The organism is Thermoanaerobaculia bacterium, assembly GCA_018057705.1.
Lineage (GTDB): Bacteria > Acidobacteriota > Thermoanaerobaculia > Multivoradales > JAGPDF01 > JAGPDF01.
Genome location: JAGPDF010000054.1, coordinates 1 through 14,616 on the forward strand (window position 1 = coordinate 1; position 14,616 = coordinate 14,616).

Annotated in this window: 14 protein-coding genes; 1 reads left to right on the forward strand and 13 read right to left on the reverse strand. The window is 70.5% G+C overall.

Annotation, left to right across the window (positions count from 1 at the left end):
* Positions 1–17 precede the first annotated feature (17 nt).
* A complete protein-coding gene (gyrA, locus tag KBI44_15140; protein ID MBP9145816.1) occupies positions 18–2,513 on the forward strand; it encodes a DNA gyrase subunit A in 2,496 nt (831 codons plus the stop codon).
* 18 nt (positions 2,514–2,531) lie between these two features.
* Here gyrA and KBI44_15145 read toward each other — a convergent pair whose 3' ends face one another.
* The 13 genes from KBI44_15145 to KBI44_15205 all read right to left on the reverse strand — a co-directional run bounded on the left by KBI44_15145 (position 2,532) and on the right by KBI44_15205 (position 14,614).
* Entirely contained in the window at positions 2,532–3,308 is a 777-nt protein-coding gene (locus tag KBI44_15145) for a hypothetical protein (protein MBP9145817.1), read from the reverse strand.
* Positions 3,309–3,438: 130 nt separating this feature from the next.
* The gene (locus KBI44_15150; GenBank protein MBP9145818.1) at positions 3,439–3,933 is read right to left on the reverse strand and encodes a hypothetical protein; all 495 of its coding nucleotides are present in this window, start codon (positions 3,931–3,933) and stop codon (positions 3,439–3,441) included.
* Between the two features lie 16 nt (positions 3,934–3,949).
* Entirely contained in the window at positions 3,950–4,276 is a 327-nt protein-coding gene (locus tag KBI44_15155) for a hypothetical protein (protein ID MBP9145819.1), read from the reverse strand.
* 31 nt (positions 4,277–4,307) lie between these two features.
* Entirely contained in the window at positions 4,308–5,084 is a 777-nt protein-coding gene (locus KBI44_15160) for a hypothetical protein (GenBank protein MBP9145820.1), read from the reverse strand.
* A 63-nt stretch (positions 5,085–5,147) separates the two neighbouring features.
* A complete protein-coding gene (locus KBI44_15165; protein MBP9145821.1) occupies positions 5,148–6,014 on the reverse strand; it encodes an NAD-dependent epimerase/dehydratase family protein in 867 nt (288 codons plus the stop codon).
* The gene (gene hemG, locus KBI44_15170; protein MBP9145822.1) at positions 6,011–7,519 is read right to left on the reverse strand and encodes a protoporphyrinogen oxidase; all 1,509 of its coding nucleotides are present in this window, start codon (positions 7,517–7,519) and stop codon (positions 6,011–6,013) included. Before hemG ends, KBI44_15165 begins: the two co-directional genes overlap by 4 nt.
* Before the next feature lie 33 nt (positions 7,520–7,552).
* A complete protein-coding gene (hemN, locus tag KBI44_15175) occupies positions 7,553–8,950 on the reverse strand; it encodes an oxygen-independent coproporphyrinogen III oxidase (protein ID MBP9145823.1) in 1,398 nt (465 codons plus the stop codon).
* A complete protein-coding gene (gene hemE, locus KBI44_15180; protein MBP9145824.1) occupies positions 8,947–10,038 on the reverse strand; it encodes a uroporphyrinogen decarboxylase in 1,092 nt (363 codons plus the stop codon). The genes hemN and hemE overlap by 4 nt, the downstream gene beginning before the upstream one ends.
* Positions 10,035–11,021: a porphobilinogen synthase gene (gene hemB / locus KBI44_15185; protein MBP9145825.1), complete on the reverse strand. Its 987-nt coding sequence runs from the start codon at positions 11,019–11,021 to the stop codon at positions 10,035–10,037. The genes hemE and hemB overlap by 4 nt, the downstream gene beginning before the upstream one ends.
* Positions 11,009–11,821, reverse strand: a complete 813-nt coding sequence (locus KBI44_15190) for a uroporphyrinogen-III synthase (protein MBP9145826.1) — start codon at positions 11,819–11,821, stop codon at positions 11,009–11,011. The genes hemB and KBI44_15190 overlap by 13 nt, the downstream gene beginning before the upstream one ends.
* On the reverse strand, positions 11,818–12,774 hold the full coding sequence (gene hemC / locus KBI44_15195; protein ID MBP9145827.1) for a hydroxymethylbilane synthase: 957 nt from the start codon (positions 12,772–12,774) through the stop codon (positions 11,818–11,820). Before hemC ends, KBI44_15190 begins: the two co-directional genes overlap by 4 nt.
* A complete protein-coding gene (locus tag KBI44_15200; protein MBP9145828.1) occupies positions 12,765–13,484 on the reverse strand; it encodes a response regulator transcription factor in 720 nt (239 codons plus the stop codon). The genes hemC and KBI44_15200 overlap by 10 nt, the downstream gene beginning before the upstream one ends.
* Positions 13,481–14,614, reverse strand: a complete 1,134-nt coding sequence (locus tag KBI44_15205; protein MBP9145829.1) for a HAMP domain-containing histidine kinase — start codon at positions 14,612–14,614, stop codon at positions 13,481–13,483. Before KBI44_15205 ends, KBI44_15200 begins: the two co-directional genes overlap by 4 nt.
* Between the last annotated feature and the right edge of the window lie 2 nt (positions 14,615–14,616).

Genomic DNA, 14,616 nt, shown 5'->3' on the forward strand with positions numbered 1-14,616 from the left:
GAATGACCGAGAACACGATGCTTCCTTTCGAGCGGCCGGTGCAGGTCGATATCGAAGAGGAGATGAAGAGGAGTTACCTGGATTACGCGATGAGCGTGATCATCGGCAGAGCCCTGCCGGACGTGCGGGACGGGTTGAAGCCGGTGCACCGGCGGGTGCTGTACGGGATGTTCGAGGCGGGGAATACCTCGACCAAGCCGTACAAGAAGTCGGCCCGTATCGTCGGAGACGTGATGGGTAAGTACCACCCGCACGGCGACTCGGCGATCTACGACACGGTCGTGCGCATGGCGCAGGACTTCTCGCTGCGCTACCTCCTCGTCGACGGCCAGGGCAACTTCGGATCGATCGACGGCGACAGCCCGGCGGCGATGCGTTACACCGAGGTCCGGCTCACCAAGTTGGCCGAAGAGATGTTGAAGGACGACATCGACAAGGAGACCGTCGAGTGGGGGCCGAACTACGACGGCACCGAGAAGGAGCCGCTCGTCCTCCCGGCCAAGGTCCCGAACCTGCTCATCAACGGCGGCTCCGGCATCGCCGTCGGCATGGCGACCAACATCCCGCCGCACAACCTCGGCGAGGTCTGCGACGCCCTCATCATGCTGATCGACGACCCCGAGACGCCGCTCGACAAGCTCATGCAGGCGATCCCGGGCCCCGACTTCCCGACCGCCGGCTTCATCCATGGGCTTACCGGCATCCGCACCGCCTACGAGACCGGCCGCGGCATCATCCAGATGCGCGCCCGCGCCGGCGTCGAGACCACCAAGCGCGGCGGCGAGCGCCAGGCGATCATCGTCACCGAGATCCCCTACCAGGTGAACAAGGCGCGGCTGATCGAGAAGATCGCCGAGCTGGTGCGCGAGAAGCGCGTCGAAGGGATCTCGGACCTGCGCGACGAGTCGAGCCGCGACGGTATCCGCATCGTCATCGAGGTCAAGCGCGGCGAAGTGCCCGAGGTCATCTTGAACCAGCTCTACAAGATGACCCAGATGCAGTCGACCTTCGGCATCATCTTCCTCGCCATCGTCGACAACCAGCCGAAAGTCCTGACGCTGGTCGAGATGCTGCGCCACTTCCTGAACCACCGGAAGACCGTGATCATCCGGCGGAGCCGCTACGACCTGAGGAAGGCCGAAGAGCGCGCCCACATCTTGGAGGGCCTCTTGAAGGCCTTGGATCACCTCGACGAGGTGATCACGACGATTCGCCAGAGCGCCAATCCGCCGGAGGCCAAGGAGCGCCTGATGGCGAACTTCGGCTTCACCCAGCCGCAGGCCGAGGCGATCCTCGACATGCGCCTGCAGCGGTTGACCGGCCTCGAGCGCCAGAAGATCGTCGATGAGTACAAGGAGTTGATGCAGCTGATCGAGAAGCTCCGGGCGATCCTCGCCTCGGACAAGCTGCTCCTCGAGGAGATCCGCAAGGAGGTCCTCGAGCTTCGCGACCGCTTCGGCGACGTGCGCCGCACCGAGATCATCCCGGAGACCCACGAGATCTCGATCGAGGACATGATCGCCGACGAGGACATGGTGATCACCGTCACCTCCTCCGGCTACGTCAAGCGCTCGCCGCTCTCGCTCTACCGCGCTCAAGGAAGAGGCGGCAAGGGCAGGACCGGCATGACGACCAAGGACGGCGACTTCGTCGAGCATCTCTTCGTCGCCTCGGCGCACAGCTACGTCCTGGTCTTCACCCAATCCGGAAGGGTCTTCTGGATCAAGGTCTACGACATCCCGCAGGCGGGGCCGGCGGCCAAGGGCAAGGCGATCATCAACCTGCTGAATCTCGAGGGCAGCGACGCCATCGCCACCACCATTGCGGTGCGTGACTTCGCCTCCGACCGCTACCTGGTCTTCGCCACCGAGAAGGGGACGATCAAGAAGACGGCGCTCTCCGAGTACGGCAACCCCCGCGCCGGCGGCATCATCGCGATCAACCTCGACGAGGGCGACCGGCTCCTCTCGGTCAAGAACACCGACGGCAGCAAGCACCTCTTCATGGCCACCGCCGACGGCATGTCGATCCGCTTTCCGGAGTCCGACTGCCGGCCGATGGGCCGGGCGACGGCGGGCGTGCGCGGCATCTCGCTGCGCAAGGGCGACCGGGTGATCGGCATGGAGGCGCTCGAGAAGGAGGGCGCCATCCTCACCGCCGCCGAGCGCGGCGTCGGCAAGCGCACCCCCATCGGCGAGTATCGCGAGCAGGGCCGCGGCGGCCTCGGTGTGATCAACCTCAAGGTCGGGACCAAGACCGGGCCGGTGGTCGGCATCGTCCAGGTGCAGCCGGGCGACCAGCTGATCCTCATCACCCAGGAGGGGATGATCATCCGCACCGCGGTCGACGGCATCCGCGAGATCGGCCGCTCGACGCAAGGCGTCCGCCTCATCAACCTCGAAGGTGACGACCGCCTGGTGGCGATCGCCAAAGTCCTCGAGCGCGACGACGACCCGGAAGGCCTCGTGGAACTCCCGCCCGAAGAGGACGAAGCGCAGGGCACGCTCGAATAGCCGGCCCGTCCGGCGGCTTCAGGGCTCGAGCGTGAGCGCGACCATCGTCGGGCGATCGAGCGCGAGGAACGGCAGCTCGAGCGGGCGGAGCGCGAGCTCCACGCCGCCGCCGGCGGCCGCGACACGGCTTTCGACTGCGGCGCGAAAGCGCCGCGCCGGGTCCTCGCTCGAGACGATCGTCGCCACCGTCCCCGGCGCGAGCTCGGCCGGCAGCCGAGCTGCGGCCGCCGCCGGCAAAGCGAGTCCGAGCGCGGTCTTTCCGGCCGCGACGAACTCGAGGATCGGCTTGCGGCGCTTGGCCTCCGAACCCACGGCATAGAAGAACCGCACGACGTAGCCGTCCCCGGGCGCCCGCGGCAGAGCCGTGGAGAGACCCGTCTGGATCGTCACCAGGTCGCGTTGGGCGTCGGCCTGTCGCATGACGAGGTCGAGCTCTTCCGAGGCGCTGCGGCTTTCGCGCCCACTGACGCGGCGCCGGGCCTCGTCCTGCAGGAGCCGGAGCTCCCTGCTGGTCTCGTCGAGCTCGCGCTGGAGCTTCGCAAGATCGAGATCGACCAGCACTGCGCCCTTGCGCACCGGCTCGCCGGCGGCGACCGGAAGGGCGCGCACCGGCAGAGTCTCCACGGTCTTGAGAGCGGTGAAGCCGCCTGTCGGAACCCGCAGTCGGGCGACGCCGGAGATGGCGGTCTCGGGCTCCGCCGGGGGCGATTCGGCCGGCGCCTGAGCCGCGAGGTTCCCGGCGGCGAGCGCGACGACGGAGAAAGCGAAGCTCTGCGCGAACTGGCGACAGATCATGGCGGCCTCCCGGGAGCGCCGCTATGTTACTCCCTGGGCCCAGACCGACGCCGCGGGCGGGCCTTCAGCCTTCCGGCGCGGGAGCTGCGAGCAGCGCGCCGTAGCCCGCCGGCGAGGAAGGCGGGGACACCTAGTCGAGCTCGGCTGCGAGCAGGCGCACCCGGTCGTCGAGGTCGGCGTCCGTCTCCCACTCCAGGGGCTGGACGCCGAGTCCGGCGACCGCGGTGAGGTAGCGGCTGCGGCCGCCTTTTTCGAGGATCCGGAACGTTCCGGCAGCGATCGCTGCCACCTTCACGTGGTGCAGGACCCAGATGACGATCCCGAGCTGCTGCAGGAGCTCTCTGCGGTCGCAGAGCAGGATCAGTTCGTCGTAGGTGGTCTGCATCTTCGCCAACGGCGGCCAGTAAAGGAGGACGTCGGTCGCGCCGCTGCGCAACAGACGATCGAACTTCTCAATCAGATCCTCGCCGGCGCGATCAGGATCATCCTCCATCAGGAACGCCCGATGCCCGCCGGCGTTGAGGATCGCCGCGAGCCGGCGCCGCGTGGCCATGGGTGGGGGTTCCGGGCGCGCCGCGTCGTGCGCCGCCCACATGCCGGGACCCAGCAGAAAAATGACCGCCATCGCGCGCGCCAGGCGCCTAGCGCGAGAGACTCTGAAGCTCTTGGACTTCGGCCCGGCCCAGCTGCCGCTCCTGCAGCGCGATGTCGGCGCGGAAGCGCTCGAACGAGGCGAGAAACGCCGCACCCCGCTTCCCCAGCCGGTACTCCACCCGCAGCGGACCCGACTCCGCCGGCAGCGTCCGCGGCACGACCCAGAGCCCCTTGCGCAGGAAGGTCAAGGCACGATCGACCTGCGCCGGGTTGAGATCGAGCAATTTCTGGATCTCGGTGAACCGCTGCGGCGCCCCCTCGAGCGCAATGAGAATCCGCAGGTAGTCCTTGTGGCCGAGCAGGTCGAGAATCATGAAGACAGGTTACTTACAGTTTGTAAGTGTGTCAAGGCGCGGCGCGCCGCGCCGGCGTGACGACGACCTCCGCGGGTCGATCAAGGGCGAGGAAAGGGAGCTCGAGCGGACGCAGCGCGAGCTCGACCCCGCCGCTTGCCGCGCTGGCGGCGGAGCTGACCACCGTGGCGCGAAAGCGCAGGGCGGCGTCGGCGCCCGAGGTCACAGTGACCTCGGCCCCGGGAGGAAAATCTGCGGCCGCACCCTCTTCGAGCGTCACCGTGAGCGCTGTCTGGGTCGCCGCAACGAAGCTCACCAGCGGTTTCCTGCGCTTGGCCTCGGCGCCCGCGGCGTAGAAGTTTCGCACAGGATAGCCGTCCTCCGGGGCGCGCGGCTCGGCGATCGAGAGTCTGGTCTGCACCTCGAGCATGTCGCGCATCGCGTCCGCCTCCTGGATCGCCAGGTCCGTCTCGACACCGCGGCTCGGACCTTGAGAGAGCGTCGAGCCGCCGCCGCGCTGAACCTCCTTGTTGCTGGCCTGGTTTCGCTTCTCAGCCTGGATGGTGCGCAGGTCCTTCTGCAGCTGGCGGAGCTCGCGCTCGATCTTCTCGAGCTTGAGCTCTACCAGCACCGTGCCCTTTGCGACCGGCTCCCCGGCAGCGACCGGGAGGGCCACGACGGGAAGGGTCACAGCGGCCTTGAGCACCACCACCGAAGCCTCCGGCGCGAGGAGCCGCGCTGTCCCGCGAACCTCCGCGGTCGGGGAGGCCGGCGCGGCGGCTGCAAGTACAACGAAAAGCGCACTCGAGAAAAGCGTCTTGCGGACCATGGCGTCCTCCGGTGGACAGTGTCGCACGACCAGCAGGCAACCACCGGCCCAGGGGCGAAACTCCTACTGCCGGAGAGTACCCAGCAGCGCGCCGTAGCCTTCGCGGTAGGTGGGGTAACGGAAGGGATAGCCGGTCGCGTGCAGCAGGGCGTTCGAGCAGCGTTTGCTGGTGCGCTCGGGGCTCGCCACCCCTGGGGGATTCGGCTCCTCCTCGAGGCGCGGCAGCGGTGCGCTGAGCTCGACGGCGAGGAAGGTGAGGACTTCGGCGAGATCGACCGGGGCGTCGTCGACACCGAGGTAGAGCGGCGCCGGAGACGGCAGCCGCAGCAGGTGGGCCAGGGCGCCCGCGGCGTCGTCGCGGTGGATGCGGTTGGCGTAGCGCGGCGGGCCGGGCGGGTAGGTGGCGCGACCAGAGCGCACCAGGTCGAGGAGGCGCGTGCGCTCCGGGCCGTAGATGCCGGAGAGGCGGAGGACGATCGCCGCCGTCTCCGGCGCGGTCGCCGCATTGACCATGGCCTCGCCTTCGAGCAGCAGCCGGGCGCGGAAATGCGCCGCCTCCGCGGGCGAGCTCTCGTCGATCCACTCGCCACCGTCCTGGGCGTAGACGGCGGTGCTCGAAACGAAAAAAAAACGCCGAGGTGGCGAGCGCTGTACGGCCGGGGACGCGATCAGGTGGCGCACGCCGTCGACGTAGGCGCGGCGGTACGCCTCCGCGGTCGACTGGTCCGCCGCTGCCGCGTAAATGACGGCGTCGACCGCTGGCAGGTCGCGGAGGGTTGCCGGGTCGCAGAGGTCGGCGGCGAGGGGGCGGATCTCGCCCGGAAGGCTTTGCGGGCTCCGGCGCAGGCCGAACACCTCGTCGCCCGCGGCGGCCAACTCGAGGCCGAGGGCGGCGCCGAGATCGCCGCAGCCGGCGACGAGAACCCTCAATCGGTCGCCCGCTCGAGCAGCGAGATGCGCTCCTCGGCGAAGCGCGCCGCCTGTTCGCAGCAGCCGTTCATGCTGACCCCGAAGTACGACTGCCCGGCGACGTGCAGGCCGGCGAGCGGCGCGAGGAGCCCGGCGATCGCCGCCAGCCGCGCCGCGTGGCCGACGGTGTACTGGCTGATACCGACGTGGTGACGGAAGAGCCAGTGGCGCTCGGGCGCCACCGTCGTCTCGAGCCCCATCGTCCGCGCGAGGTCGGCGCGGGCGATACGCAGCAGTTCGTCCTCGGGCAGGCCGACAGCTTCGGCGTCGAGCGCCCCGCCGATCATCACCCGCAGCAGGACCTTGCCCGCGGGGGCTCTTTCGCCGGGAAAGACGCTCGAATCCCACAGCGCCCCGAGGATCCGCGGCCCGGCTCCAGTTGGATCGCGCGGCACGAGGAAGCCGAAGCCGTTGGGCGCCCCAGCGGCCTGTCCGAGCGCGCGGGCCCGGAACGTCGCCGCGTCGTAGGCGAGCGCCACGACCGCGAGCCCGGCCGAGGGGATGGCACGCAGGGTGGCCGCCAGCACCTCGTCGAGCGGCGCGACGAGCGGCGCCGCCTGCGCTGCGGGCACGGCCAGCACGACTTCGTCCGCCTCGAGCAGCTCGCCGCCGGTGAAGTCGAGCCGCCAGAGCCGTGTCGAACCATCGCGCCCGTCGATCCTCCCCAGACGCTCGAGGGCGCGGCCGCTCTCGACCGCCGCGCCCAAAGCTGTTGCGAGGGCGTCGGTGAAGGTCTGAATGCCGCCGCGGAACGAGGTCAGGCGGCCGGCGGGGCCGACCGGGCCGCCCGGACGCTCCATCTCCGGGGCGTCCTCTCCGCGGGCGCGAAGCTCCGCGAGTTGGCGCCGCGCGGCGCCGCGGGCGCGCTGCTTGGCGAGCATCGCCTTCACCAGCCCGCCGTGCTTCGCCTCCATCTCGGCCATCTTCGGGAAACAGCTGGCGAGCGAGAGCTGGCGGGCGTCACCGGCGAAGACGCCGGAGACCATTGCACCCACCAGGACATGCGCCGCCTCGGCGCCGATCCGCCGGCGTGCGAACTCATAGACCGTCTCGTCGCCGCCGGGATGCTGCGCTGCGAACGGCTCGCCGAGGACCCGCAGGCGCCCGGCGAGCGAGAGCACCGGGCAGGTGAGGAAGCTCCCGGGGCCGGAAGGCAGAAGATGGAGGCGGCCGTTGCGGAAGAGGAAGCGGCGCGCGGCGGCAGCGTCCGATGGGCAGAGGTCGTTCTGGAGGCCGAGCCGCCGCACGAGGTCGAGCGTCTCGGGAACGTTGTCGAGAAAGCCGTTCGGTCCCCACTCGACGCGGTAGGCGCCGTCGCGCTCGGTGCGCAGGTTCCCGCCGAGGCGCGGCGCGGCCTCCACCAGGCGGACGTCCAGTCCGCCGGGGACGCGCGCGGCGCGCTCACGGAGCTCGTACGCCGTGGCCAGCCCGGCGATTCCCCCGCCGACGACGACGATCCGCTTCATCCCGAGGCCTCCATGCGCGTGGCTGGCGCCAGCTCAGACCGTGCGCGAGAAGACCGGGCGGTTGGCCTCGCGCTTGGCCGCCAGATAGCGGTCGAACGCCATGCAGACATTGCGCACGAAGAGCCGCCCCGACGGCTGCACGGTGACCGCCGCAGCGTCGACCACGACGAAGCCCTCGGCCTCGACTTCATCCAGGGTTGCGAGCGACTCCGCGAAGTAGGCGTCGAAGTCGATTCCGAAGCGTTTCGCGACCGCGGCCTTGTCCACCCGGAAGTTGCACATCAGTTGGCGGATGACGAACTGGCGGATCCGGTCGTCGGCGTCGAGCCGGTAGCCACGCTCCACGGGGAGCTCCCCGGCATCGAGCGCCTCGTAGTAGCGCGACAGCTTCTTCTCGTTGGCGAAGAAGCCGCCTTCGACCTCGCCGATTCCGGAGACGCCGAAGGCGATCATGGCGTTCGAGGGCTTCACGGTATAGCCCATGAAGTTCCGGTCGAGCCGCCCGGCGCGCGCCGCGCGCGCCAGCTCGTCGCCGGGCAACGCGAAGTGGTCCATGCCGATCGGCTCGTAGCCGGCGTCGAGGAGCTTCTCGAGCGCCGCGAAGTAGAGCGCCATCTTGGCCTCGCGAGCGGGCAGCGCCGCCTGGTCGATCTTCTTCTGGTTCGGGCGGATCCACGGCACGAAGGCGAAGGAGTAGATCGCCAGCCGGTCGGGGCGGAGCTCGGTCACCCGGTCGAGACTGTCGCGGAAGGTCGCCTCGGTCTGGAGGGGCAGGCCGTAGACCAGATCGAGGTTGATGCCATCGGCGAACCCGACTCTCCGGGCGCTCTCCATCAGCGTCTTCGTCTGCTCGAAGGTCTGGCCGCGCCCGATCGCCTCCTGTACCTCGGGGGTGAAGTCCTGAACGCCGAAGCTCAGGCGATTGAAGCCCAGTCCGGCGAGCGCCTCGAGATGGGCCGTCGTGGTGACCCGGGGATCGACCTCGATGGCGCGCTCGGAGTCCGGCAGGAGCTCGAAGTGGCGAGCGACCAGGCCGAAAAGCTGCTCGAGCTGCGCCGGCTCGAGGTAGGTCGGCGTTCCGCCCCCCCAGTGCATCTGGATCAACCTGCGGCGCTCGGGCAGCAGGCCCGCGACGAGCTCGAGCTCGCGGCCGAGGTAGTCGAGATACTGCGCCGCGACCTCGCGCTTCGGCGTCGAGATGACGTGGCAGCCGCAGTAGCTGCAGTGCTTGGCGCAGAACGGGATGTGGACATAGAGGCTGAGCGGCTCACCGGCGTGCTCACGGTTGGCCTTCGCCAGGTGCTCGCGATAGACGCTCGCACCCACGCCGTCGTGGAACTCGACGGCGGTCGGGTACGAGGTATACCGCGGGCCGGGGCGGTCGAAGCGCTGCACCACCTCGGGGTCCGGAATCGCGATGCGTGTCGTCATGGTCTCCCCCCGGAGCCACTCAAGGTCGCAGCGGTCGCACCGGTCTCGGTGCGCGCGTGCACATGGTCGACCAGTCGCGCGACTTGGTCGGGATCGGTCACCGGCTCGATGCCGTGGCCGAGGTTGAAGATGTGCCCAGGCGCCGGGCCCGCCGCGGCGAGCACCCGGTCGGCGAGCCGGAGGAGCTCCGCCGGCGGTGCCATGAGCGCCGCCGGATCGAGGTTCCCCTGCACGCCGATGTCGGGACCCAGAATAGCGCGGGCGCGTGACAGCGGCAGCCGCCAGTCGATGCCGGCGACGTCGAGCGGCAGGCCGGGGAGCTGGTCGAGGAGCGTCGAGCCCTGGTTGGGGAAATAGATCAGCGGCAACCCGAGCGGCGCGAGGCCGGTGAGGACCTTCCGGACGGCCGGCAGCGCATGACGGGCGTAGGCCTCGGGAGAGAGGATCCCCGCCCAGGAGTCGAAGATCATCAGCGCCTGCGCGCCGGCCTCGGCCTGGGCGGTGAGATAGGCGACCGTCTGCGTGGCGAGCTTGTCGAGCAGCCGGTCGGCGGCCTCGGGCTCCTGAAACAGGAAGCTCTTGGCGACGAAGAAGCCCTTCGAGCCGTGCCCTTCGACCAGGTAGCAGTAGAGCGTGAACGGCGCGCCGGCGAAGCCGATGAGCGGCGTCTGCGCGGGCAGCGCCGCCCGCAGGCCGCGGATCGCCGCGAAGACCTGGGCGGCGTTCTCCTGCGGCGGCGGCAGACGGAGCGCGTCGATCGCCGCGGGCGTCCGCAGAGGCTGCGAGAAGACCGGCGCGGGATGGAACTCGAGACCGAGACCGAGGCCGTCGAGCGGCGTCAGGATGTCACTGAACAGGATCGCCGCGTCGAGAGCAAAACGTCGCACCGGCTGCAGGGTCACTTCGACCGCGAGCTCGGGCGTCCGCACCATGGTCAGGAAGTCGTGCTTGGCGCGCAACGCCCGGTACTCGGGGAGGTAGCGCCCGGCCTGGCGCATGATCCAGATCGGCGTGTGCGGGACCGGCTGGCGCTTGCAGGCGGCGAGAAAGGGTGGCACCGGCGATGGGGCGCTCACGTCGACGGTCATCTGGCGTCCTCGGCGAGCCACTCCGCCGCTTGCACCGCATAGTAGGTGAGGATGATGTCGGCGCCGGCGCGCTTGATGGCGATCAGGCTCTCGAGCGCCACGCGACGCTCGTCGATCCAGCCGCGCTCGACGGCCGCCTTGATGCAGCTGTACTCGCCCGACACCTGGTAGGCCGCGGTCGGCATGCGGAAGGTGTCCTTTACCCGCCAGATGATGTCCAAATAGGCGCCGGCCGGCTTCACCATCACGATGTCGGCCCCCTCCTCGATGTCGAGCGCCACCTCGCGCAGCGCCTCGTCGGCGTTGGGCGGATCCATCTGGTAGCCGCGCCGGTCACCGAACGCCGGCGCCGACTGCGCGGCGTCGCGAAACGGGCCGTAGAAACCGGAGGCGTACTTGGCGGCGTAGGAGACGATCGGCAGGGTCTCGAAACCGGCCTCGTCGAGCGCCTCGCGGATCGCGCCGACCCGTCCGTCCATCATGTCGGAGGGGGCGATCGCGTCGGCGCCGGCCCGGGCGTAGGCGACCGCGGCGCGCGCCAGAAGCGGCAGCGTGGCGTCGTTGTCCACCTCTCCGGCGGCGGTCAGCAGGCCGCAGTGGCCGTGGCTGGTGTACTCGCAGAGGCAGACGTCGGCCCAGACGAGGAGCGTCGGGATCTCCTTCTTGAGCTCCCGGATGGCGCGCGGCACGATCCCCTCGGGGTCGTAACCGGGGCTGCCCTGTGCGTCCTTGTGGTCGGGGATGCCGAACAGGATGACCGCCGGCACGCCGAGCGCGTGGGCGCGGCGCGACTCCTCGACCAGCCTGTCGATCGAGAGCTGCGCGACGCCGGGCATGCTGGCGATCGGATTCACCACGTTCTCGCCGTCGATGACGAACAGCGGATAGACGAAGTCGCGGGCGGAGAGCGAAGTCTCGGCGACCATCGACCGCCAGGCGGCGTTGGCGCGCAGACGGCGCGGGCGTTGAGTCAGCAACGACATGTCGGATTCCTTTCAGTAAAGCGGGCATGAGCGAGAGCGGCCGCCGCGACCAGGCCGTCGAGCGTGGCCGGATCGGCGACGGCGTCCGCGGTGCGGCCGCGGCGCGCGAGCGCTCCGGCGGTCGTCGGGCCGATGACGGCCACGGCGCTCCGGTCGAGGAGCCGGCCGAGGGCCGGCTCGCCGAGCGCTCCGGCGAGACCATCGACCGCCGACGGCGAAGCGAAGGTGACGACATCGACCTCTCCACGGGCCACCGCCTCGAGACGGGCGGCGAGCGTCGCGGCGTCGACCGGCGCGTCGGTGGTGCGATAGGCCTCGACGCGCACCACATCGGCGCCGAGCGCGGTGAGACCGTCCGGGAGCGTCGCGGCGGCGCGATCGCTGGCCGGAAAGAAAAGGCGCCGGCCGGTGAGCCCGCCCGGAGTCTCGGCGAAGCTCGCGAGCAGCGCCTCGCCCTGGAACTCCTGCGGCGTGCGATCCACGCGCCAGCCGTGCTCGCGCGCCGCAGCGGCAGTCGCGGCGCCGACGACGGCGACCCGCAGGTCCGGTGGCAGCGTGGCACGGCGTTCGGCCACCGCCTCGACGGCGTGCGCACTGGTGAGCACGAGCCAGTCGAAGCCCTCGAGCGCCGCGAGCCCGGCGGCGAGTGCCGCGGGATCGGACGGCGGCGCGAGCGCCACCCCTGGCCAGTGCAGCACGCGCGCGCCGGCGCTCTCCAACCGAATGGCGAGCGGACCGCCGGGCGGTTCGTCGCGGGTCACCACGACGCCGAGGTCGGAGAGTGGGCCAGGCGGGTTCACGGCTTGGCGTCTCCGGCGCGGCGAATGGCCGCCAGGATCTCCGCCGCGCCGCCCGCGATGAGCTCCCCGGCGAGCGCCCGCCCGAGAGCCTCCGGATCGGAAGCGGGGCCGCTTCGCCGGCCGGAGACGTAACGGCTGCCGTCGACCGACACCACCTCGGAGCGGAGCGTGAGCAGCTCGCCCGCGAGGGTCGCGAGGGCGCCCACCGGTACCTGGCAGCCGCCCTCGAGCGTCGAAAGGAGGGCGCGCTCGGCGGCGGTCGCGCGCTGGGTCGGCGGATGGTCGAGCTGGCTCACCCAGCCGCGGGTGGCGTCATCGCCGCTGCGGATCTCGACCGCGACCGCCCCCTGCGCCACCGCCGGCAGGAAGCGATCGAGCGGCAGAAACTCGGTGATGTGGCGCTCGAGGCCGAGCCGCTTGACTCCCGCGGCGGCGAGGATGATCGCGTCGTACTTGCCCTCCTCGACCCGGCGCACCCGCGTCGGCACGTTGCCGCGCAGGTCGACGAGCTCGAGGTCGGGGCGATAGCGGGCGAGCAGCGCGCGCCGTCGCAGGCTGCTGGTGCCGACCCTGCCGCCGGCCGGCAGCGTTGTGAAACCGGCCCCGGCGGCCCCGCCCGCGGCAATCCAGACGTCGCGCGGGTCTTCGCGCTCGAGCACCGCGGCGACCGCGAGCCCGGGAGGGAGCTCCGTCGGCAGGTCTTTCAGGCTGTGCACCGCGAGGTCGACATGGCCGGCGGCGAGCGCCTCTTCGATCTCCTTGGTGAAGAACGCCTTGCCGGGCACCTCGGAAAGCGGGCGGTCGAGGACATGGTCGCCCTCGGTGCGAATCTCCAGAATCTCGATTCCGGGCGCGCCCTCGAGGCGCGCGAGGAGGCCCGCGACATGATGAGCCTGCCAGAGCGCGAGCTCGGAGCCGCGGGTGCCGATGCGGAGCTTACGGTTCACGACGATTCCCCCTGAACGGTGAAGCGATAACCGACGCCGCGCACGGTATGGAAGTGCTGCGGCTGCTGCGGGTCGCGCTCGAAGCGCTTGCGCAGCCGGACGATGAAATTGTCGACCGTGCGGGTCGACGGAAAGAGCTCGTAGCCCCAGGCCTTGTCGAGCAGCTCCTCGCGCGAGACGACCTCGCCGACGCGCTCGGCGAGCACCTTGAGGATGACCGCCTCCTTCTGCGTCAGCGGCTGGAGAGTGCCGTCCCACGAGCGCCCCTGGAGGCTCCCGAAGTCGAACTCGTTGCCGCCGAAGCGCAACACCTGCGCGGCGCCCGCGGTGGCGCGCTCGTACCAGCTCCAGCGCCGCAGAATGGTCTTCACGCGCGCCAGCAGCTCCTGCAGGTGGAACGGTTTCGGCAGGTAGTCGTCGCCACCGGCCTCGAGCCCCTGCACGCGGTCGTCGACGCTCGACTTCGCGGTCAGGAAGAGCACCGGCGTCTGCACGCCCTCGGCACGCGCCGTCTCGCAGATCGTGAAACCGTCGAGCCCCGGAAGCATGACGTCGAGGAGGATCAGGTCGTGGCCGCCGCGGCGGATCATCTCGAGCGCAGCCCGGCCCTCGCCGACGATCGAGACGCGATAGCCCTCGGCCTCGAGGTTCTCGGCGATGCCCTGGGCGAGATGCTCTTCGTCTTCGACCACCAGAATGGCGCGCGGCTCGCTCACGATTCCTCCTCGCACCTATCTGCGCCAGCTGCGTCATCGGCGGCATCCGGAGTCGCCGCCGGCCAGGCGGCGGTGAAGGTCGCGCCGCAGCCGGGGCCGGGCGAGGCGGCGGTCACCCAGCCGCGCTCGAGCTCGACGAAACGGCGCACGACGTAGAGGCCCAGGCCGGTGCCCTTGCTGGTGCGCCGCAGCTCGTCCCCCGGGCGATAGAACTTCTCGAACAGCTTCTCGGCCAGCGCCGGTTCGAAGCCGACGCCGTCGTCGGCGACCTCGAGCTCGACGAAGCTGCCGTGCGCCCGGCCGACGAGTCGGATCTCCTGGCTGCCTGCCGCCGTGGAGGAGCGCAGCGCGTTGTCGATCAGATTGCGCAGGACCGTTTTCGCCGCCGCCGGGTCGGCGGCGATCTCGAGGCGGGCGGGAATCTGCTGCGCGAAGCGGACGCCGTGCTCGGCGGCGCGCTCGGCGAACTCCTCGGCGACCCCCGCCACCAGGCGGTCGAGTGGCAGGCGCTCTTTGCGCAGGTGCGGCCGCCCGGCCTCGAGAGTGGCGGTATCGAGGATGCGACCGACCATCTCTTCGAGCCGACGGATGTCGCCGCGCATGCGCTTGACCAGCGCGTCGAGCTTCGCCGGTTCGGGGCGCCGCAGCGCGATCGTCTCGGCGGCGAGCTGGAGACTGGCGATCGGGCTCTTCAGCTCGTGGGTCACCGCGGCGATGAAGTTCTGCTGGCGGCGGCGCAGCTGGGCCTCGGCGGAGAGCGTCCGGCTGATCACCGCAACACAGCCGCCGAGCACGACGAGGAAGAAGGCACCCTCCCAGAGGTACTGGCGCAGCCGCCGCGCATGCTCCCCTTCGATCTCGGCGTAGGCGCTGGGCGGCACGGCGACCCGATGCGGGTGGACCTCGAGCGCCGGGAAGTACCCCGCGACGCGGTCCGGCGAGACGCCGTCGGCGAGCATACGCTCGGCGGCCTGCCGGTTGCCGTCGTGCAGAGCCGCGATGCGCTCGGATTCGCGGCGCACCATGCGGCGCTGATCGAGCATCCACCACACCACCTCGCCGGCCGAGAAGACCAGGATCGCGATGAAGGCGATACGCAGCGCGCGCTTGCGGTTGTGACTCAGAGTCATCG

What these genes read in the sequence shown, in the direction of transcription:
- gyrA (MBP9145816.1), top strand. Translation starts at nt 18, where the DNA reads ATGCTTCCTTTCGAGCGGCCGGTGCAGGTCGATATCGAAGAGGAGATG.
- KBI44_15145 (MBP9145817.1), bottom strand. Translation starts at nt 3,308, where the DNA reads ATGATCTGTCGCCAGTTCGCGCAGAGCTTCGCTTTCTCCGTCGTCGCG.
- KBI44_15150 (MBP9145818.1), bottom strand. Translation starts at nt 3,933, where the DNA reads ATGGCGGTCATTTTTCTGCTGGGTCCCGGCATGTGGGCGGCGCACGAC.
- KBI44_15155 (MBP9145819.1), bottom strand. Translation starts at nt 4,276, where the DNA reads ATGATTCTCGACCTGCTCGGCCACAAGGACTACCTGCGGATTCTCATT.
- KBI44_15160 (MBP9145820.1), bottom strand. Translation starts at nt 5,084, where the DNA reads ATGGTCCGCAAGACGCTTTTCTCGAGTGCGCTTTTCGTTGTACTTGCA.
- hemG (MBP9145822.1), bottom strand. Translation starts at nt 7,519, where the DNA reads ATGAAGCGGATCGTCGTCGTCGGCGGGGGAATCGCCGGGCTGGCCACG.
- hemN (MBP9145823.1), bottom strand. Translation starts at nt 8,950, where the DNA reads ATGACGACACGCATCGCGATTCCGGACCCCGAGGTGGTGCAGCGCTTC.
- hemE (MBP9145824.1), bottom strand. Translation starts at nt 10,038, where the DNA reads ATGACCGTCGACGTGAGCGCCCCATCGCCGGTGCCACCCTTTCTCGCC.
- hemB (MBP9145825.1), bottom strand. Translation starts at nt 11,021, where the DNA reads ATGTCGTTGCTGACTCAACGCCCGCGCCGTCTGCGCGCCAACGCCGCC.
- KBI44_15205 (MBP9145829.1), bottom strand. Translation starts at nt 14,614, where the DNA reads ATGACTCTGAGTCACAACCGCAAGCGCGCGCTGCGTATCGCCTTCATC.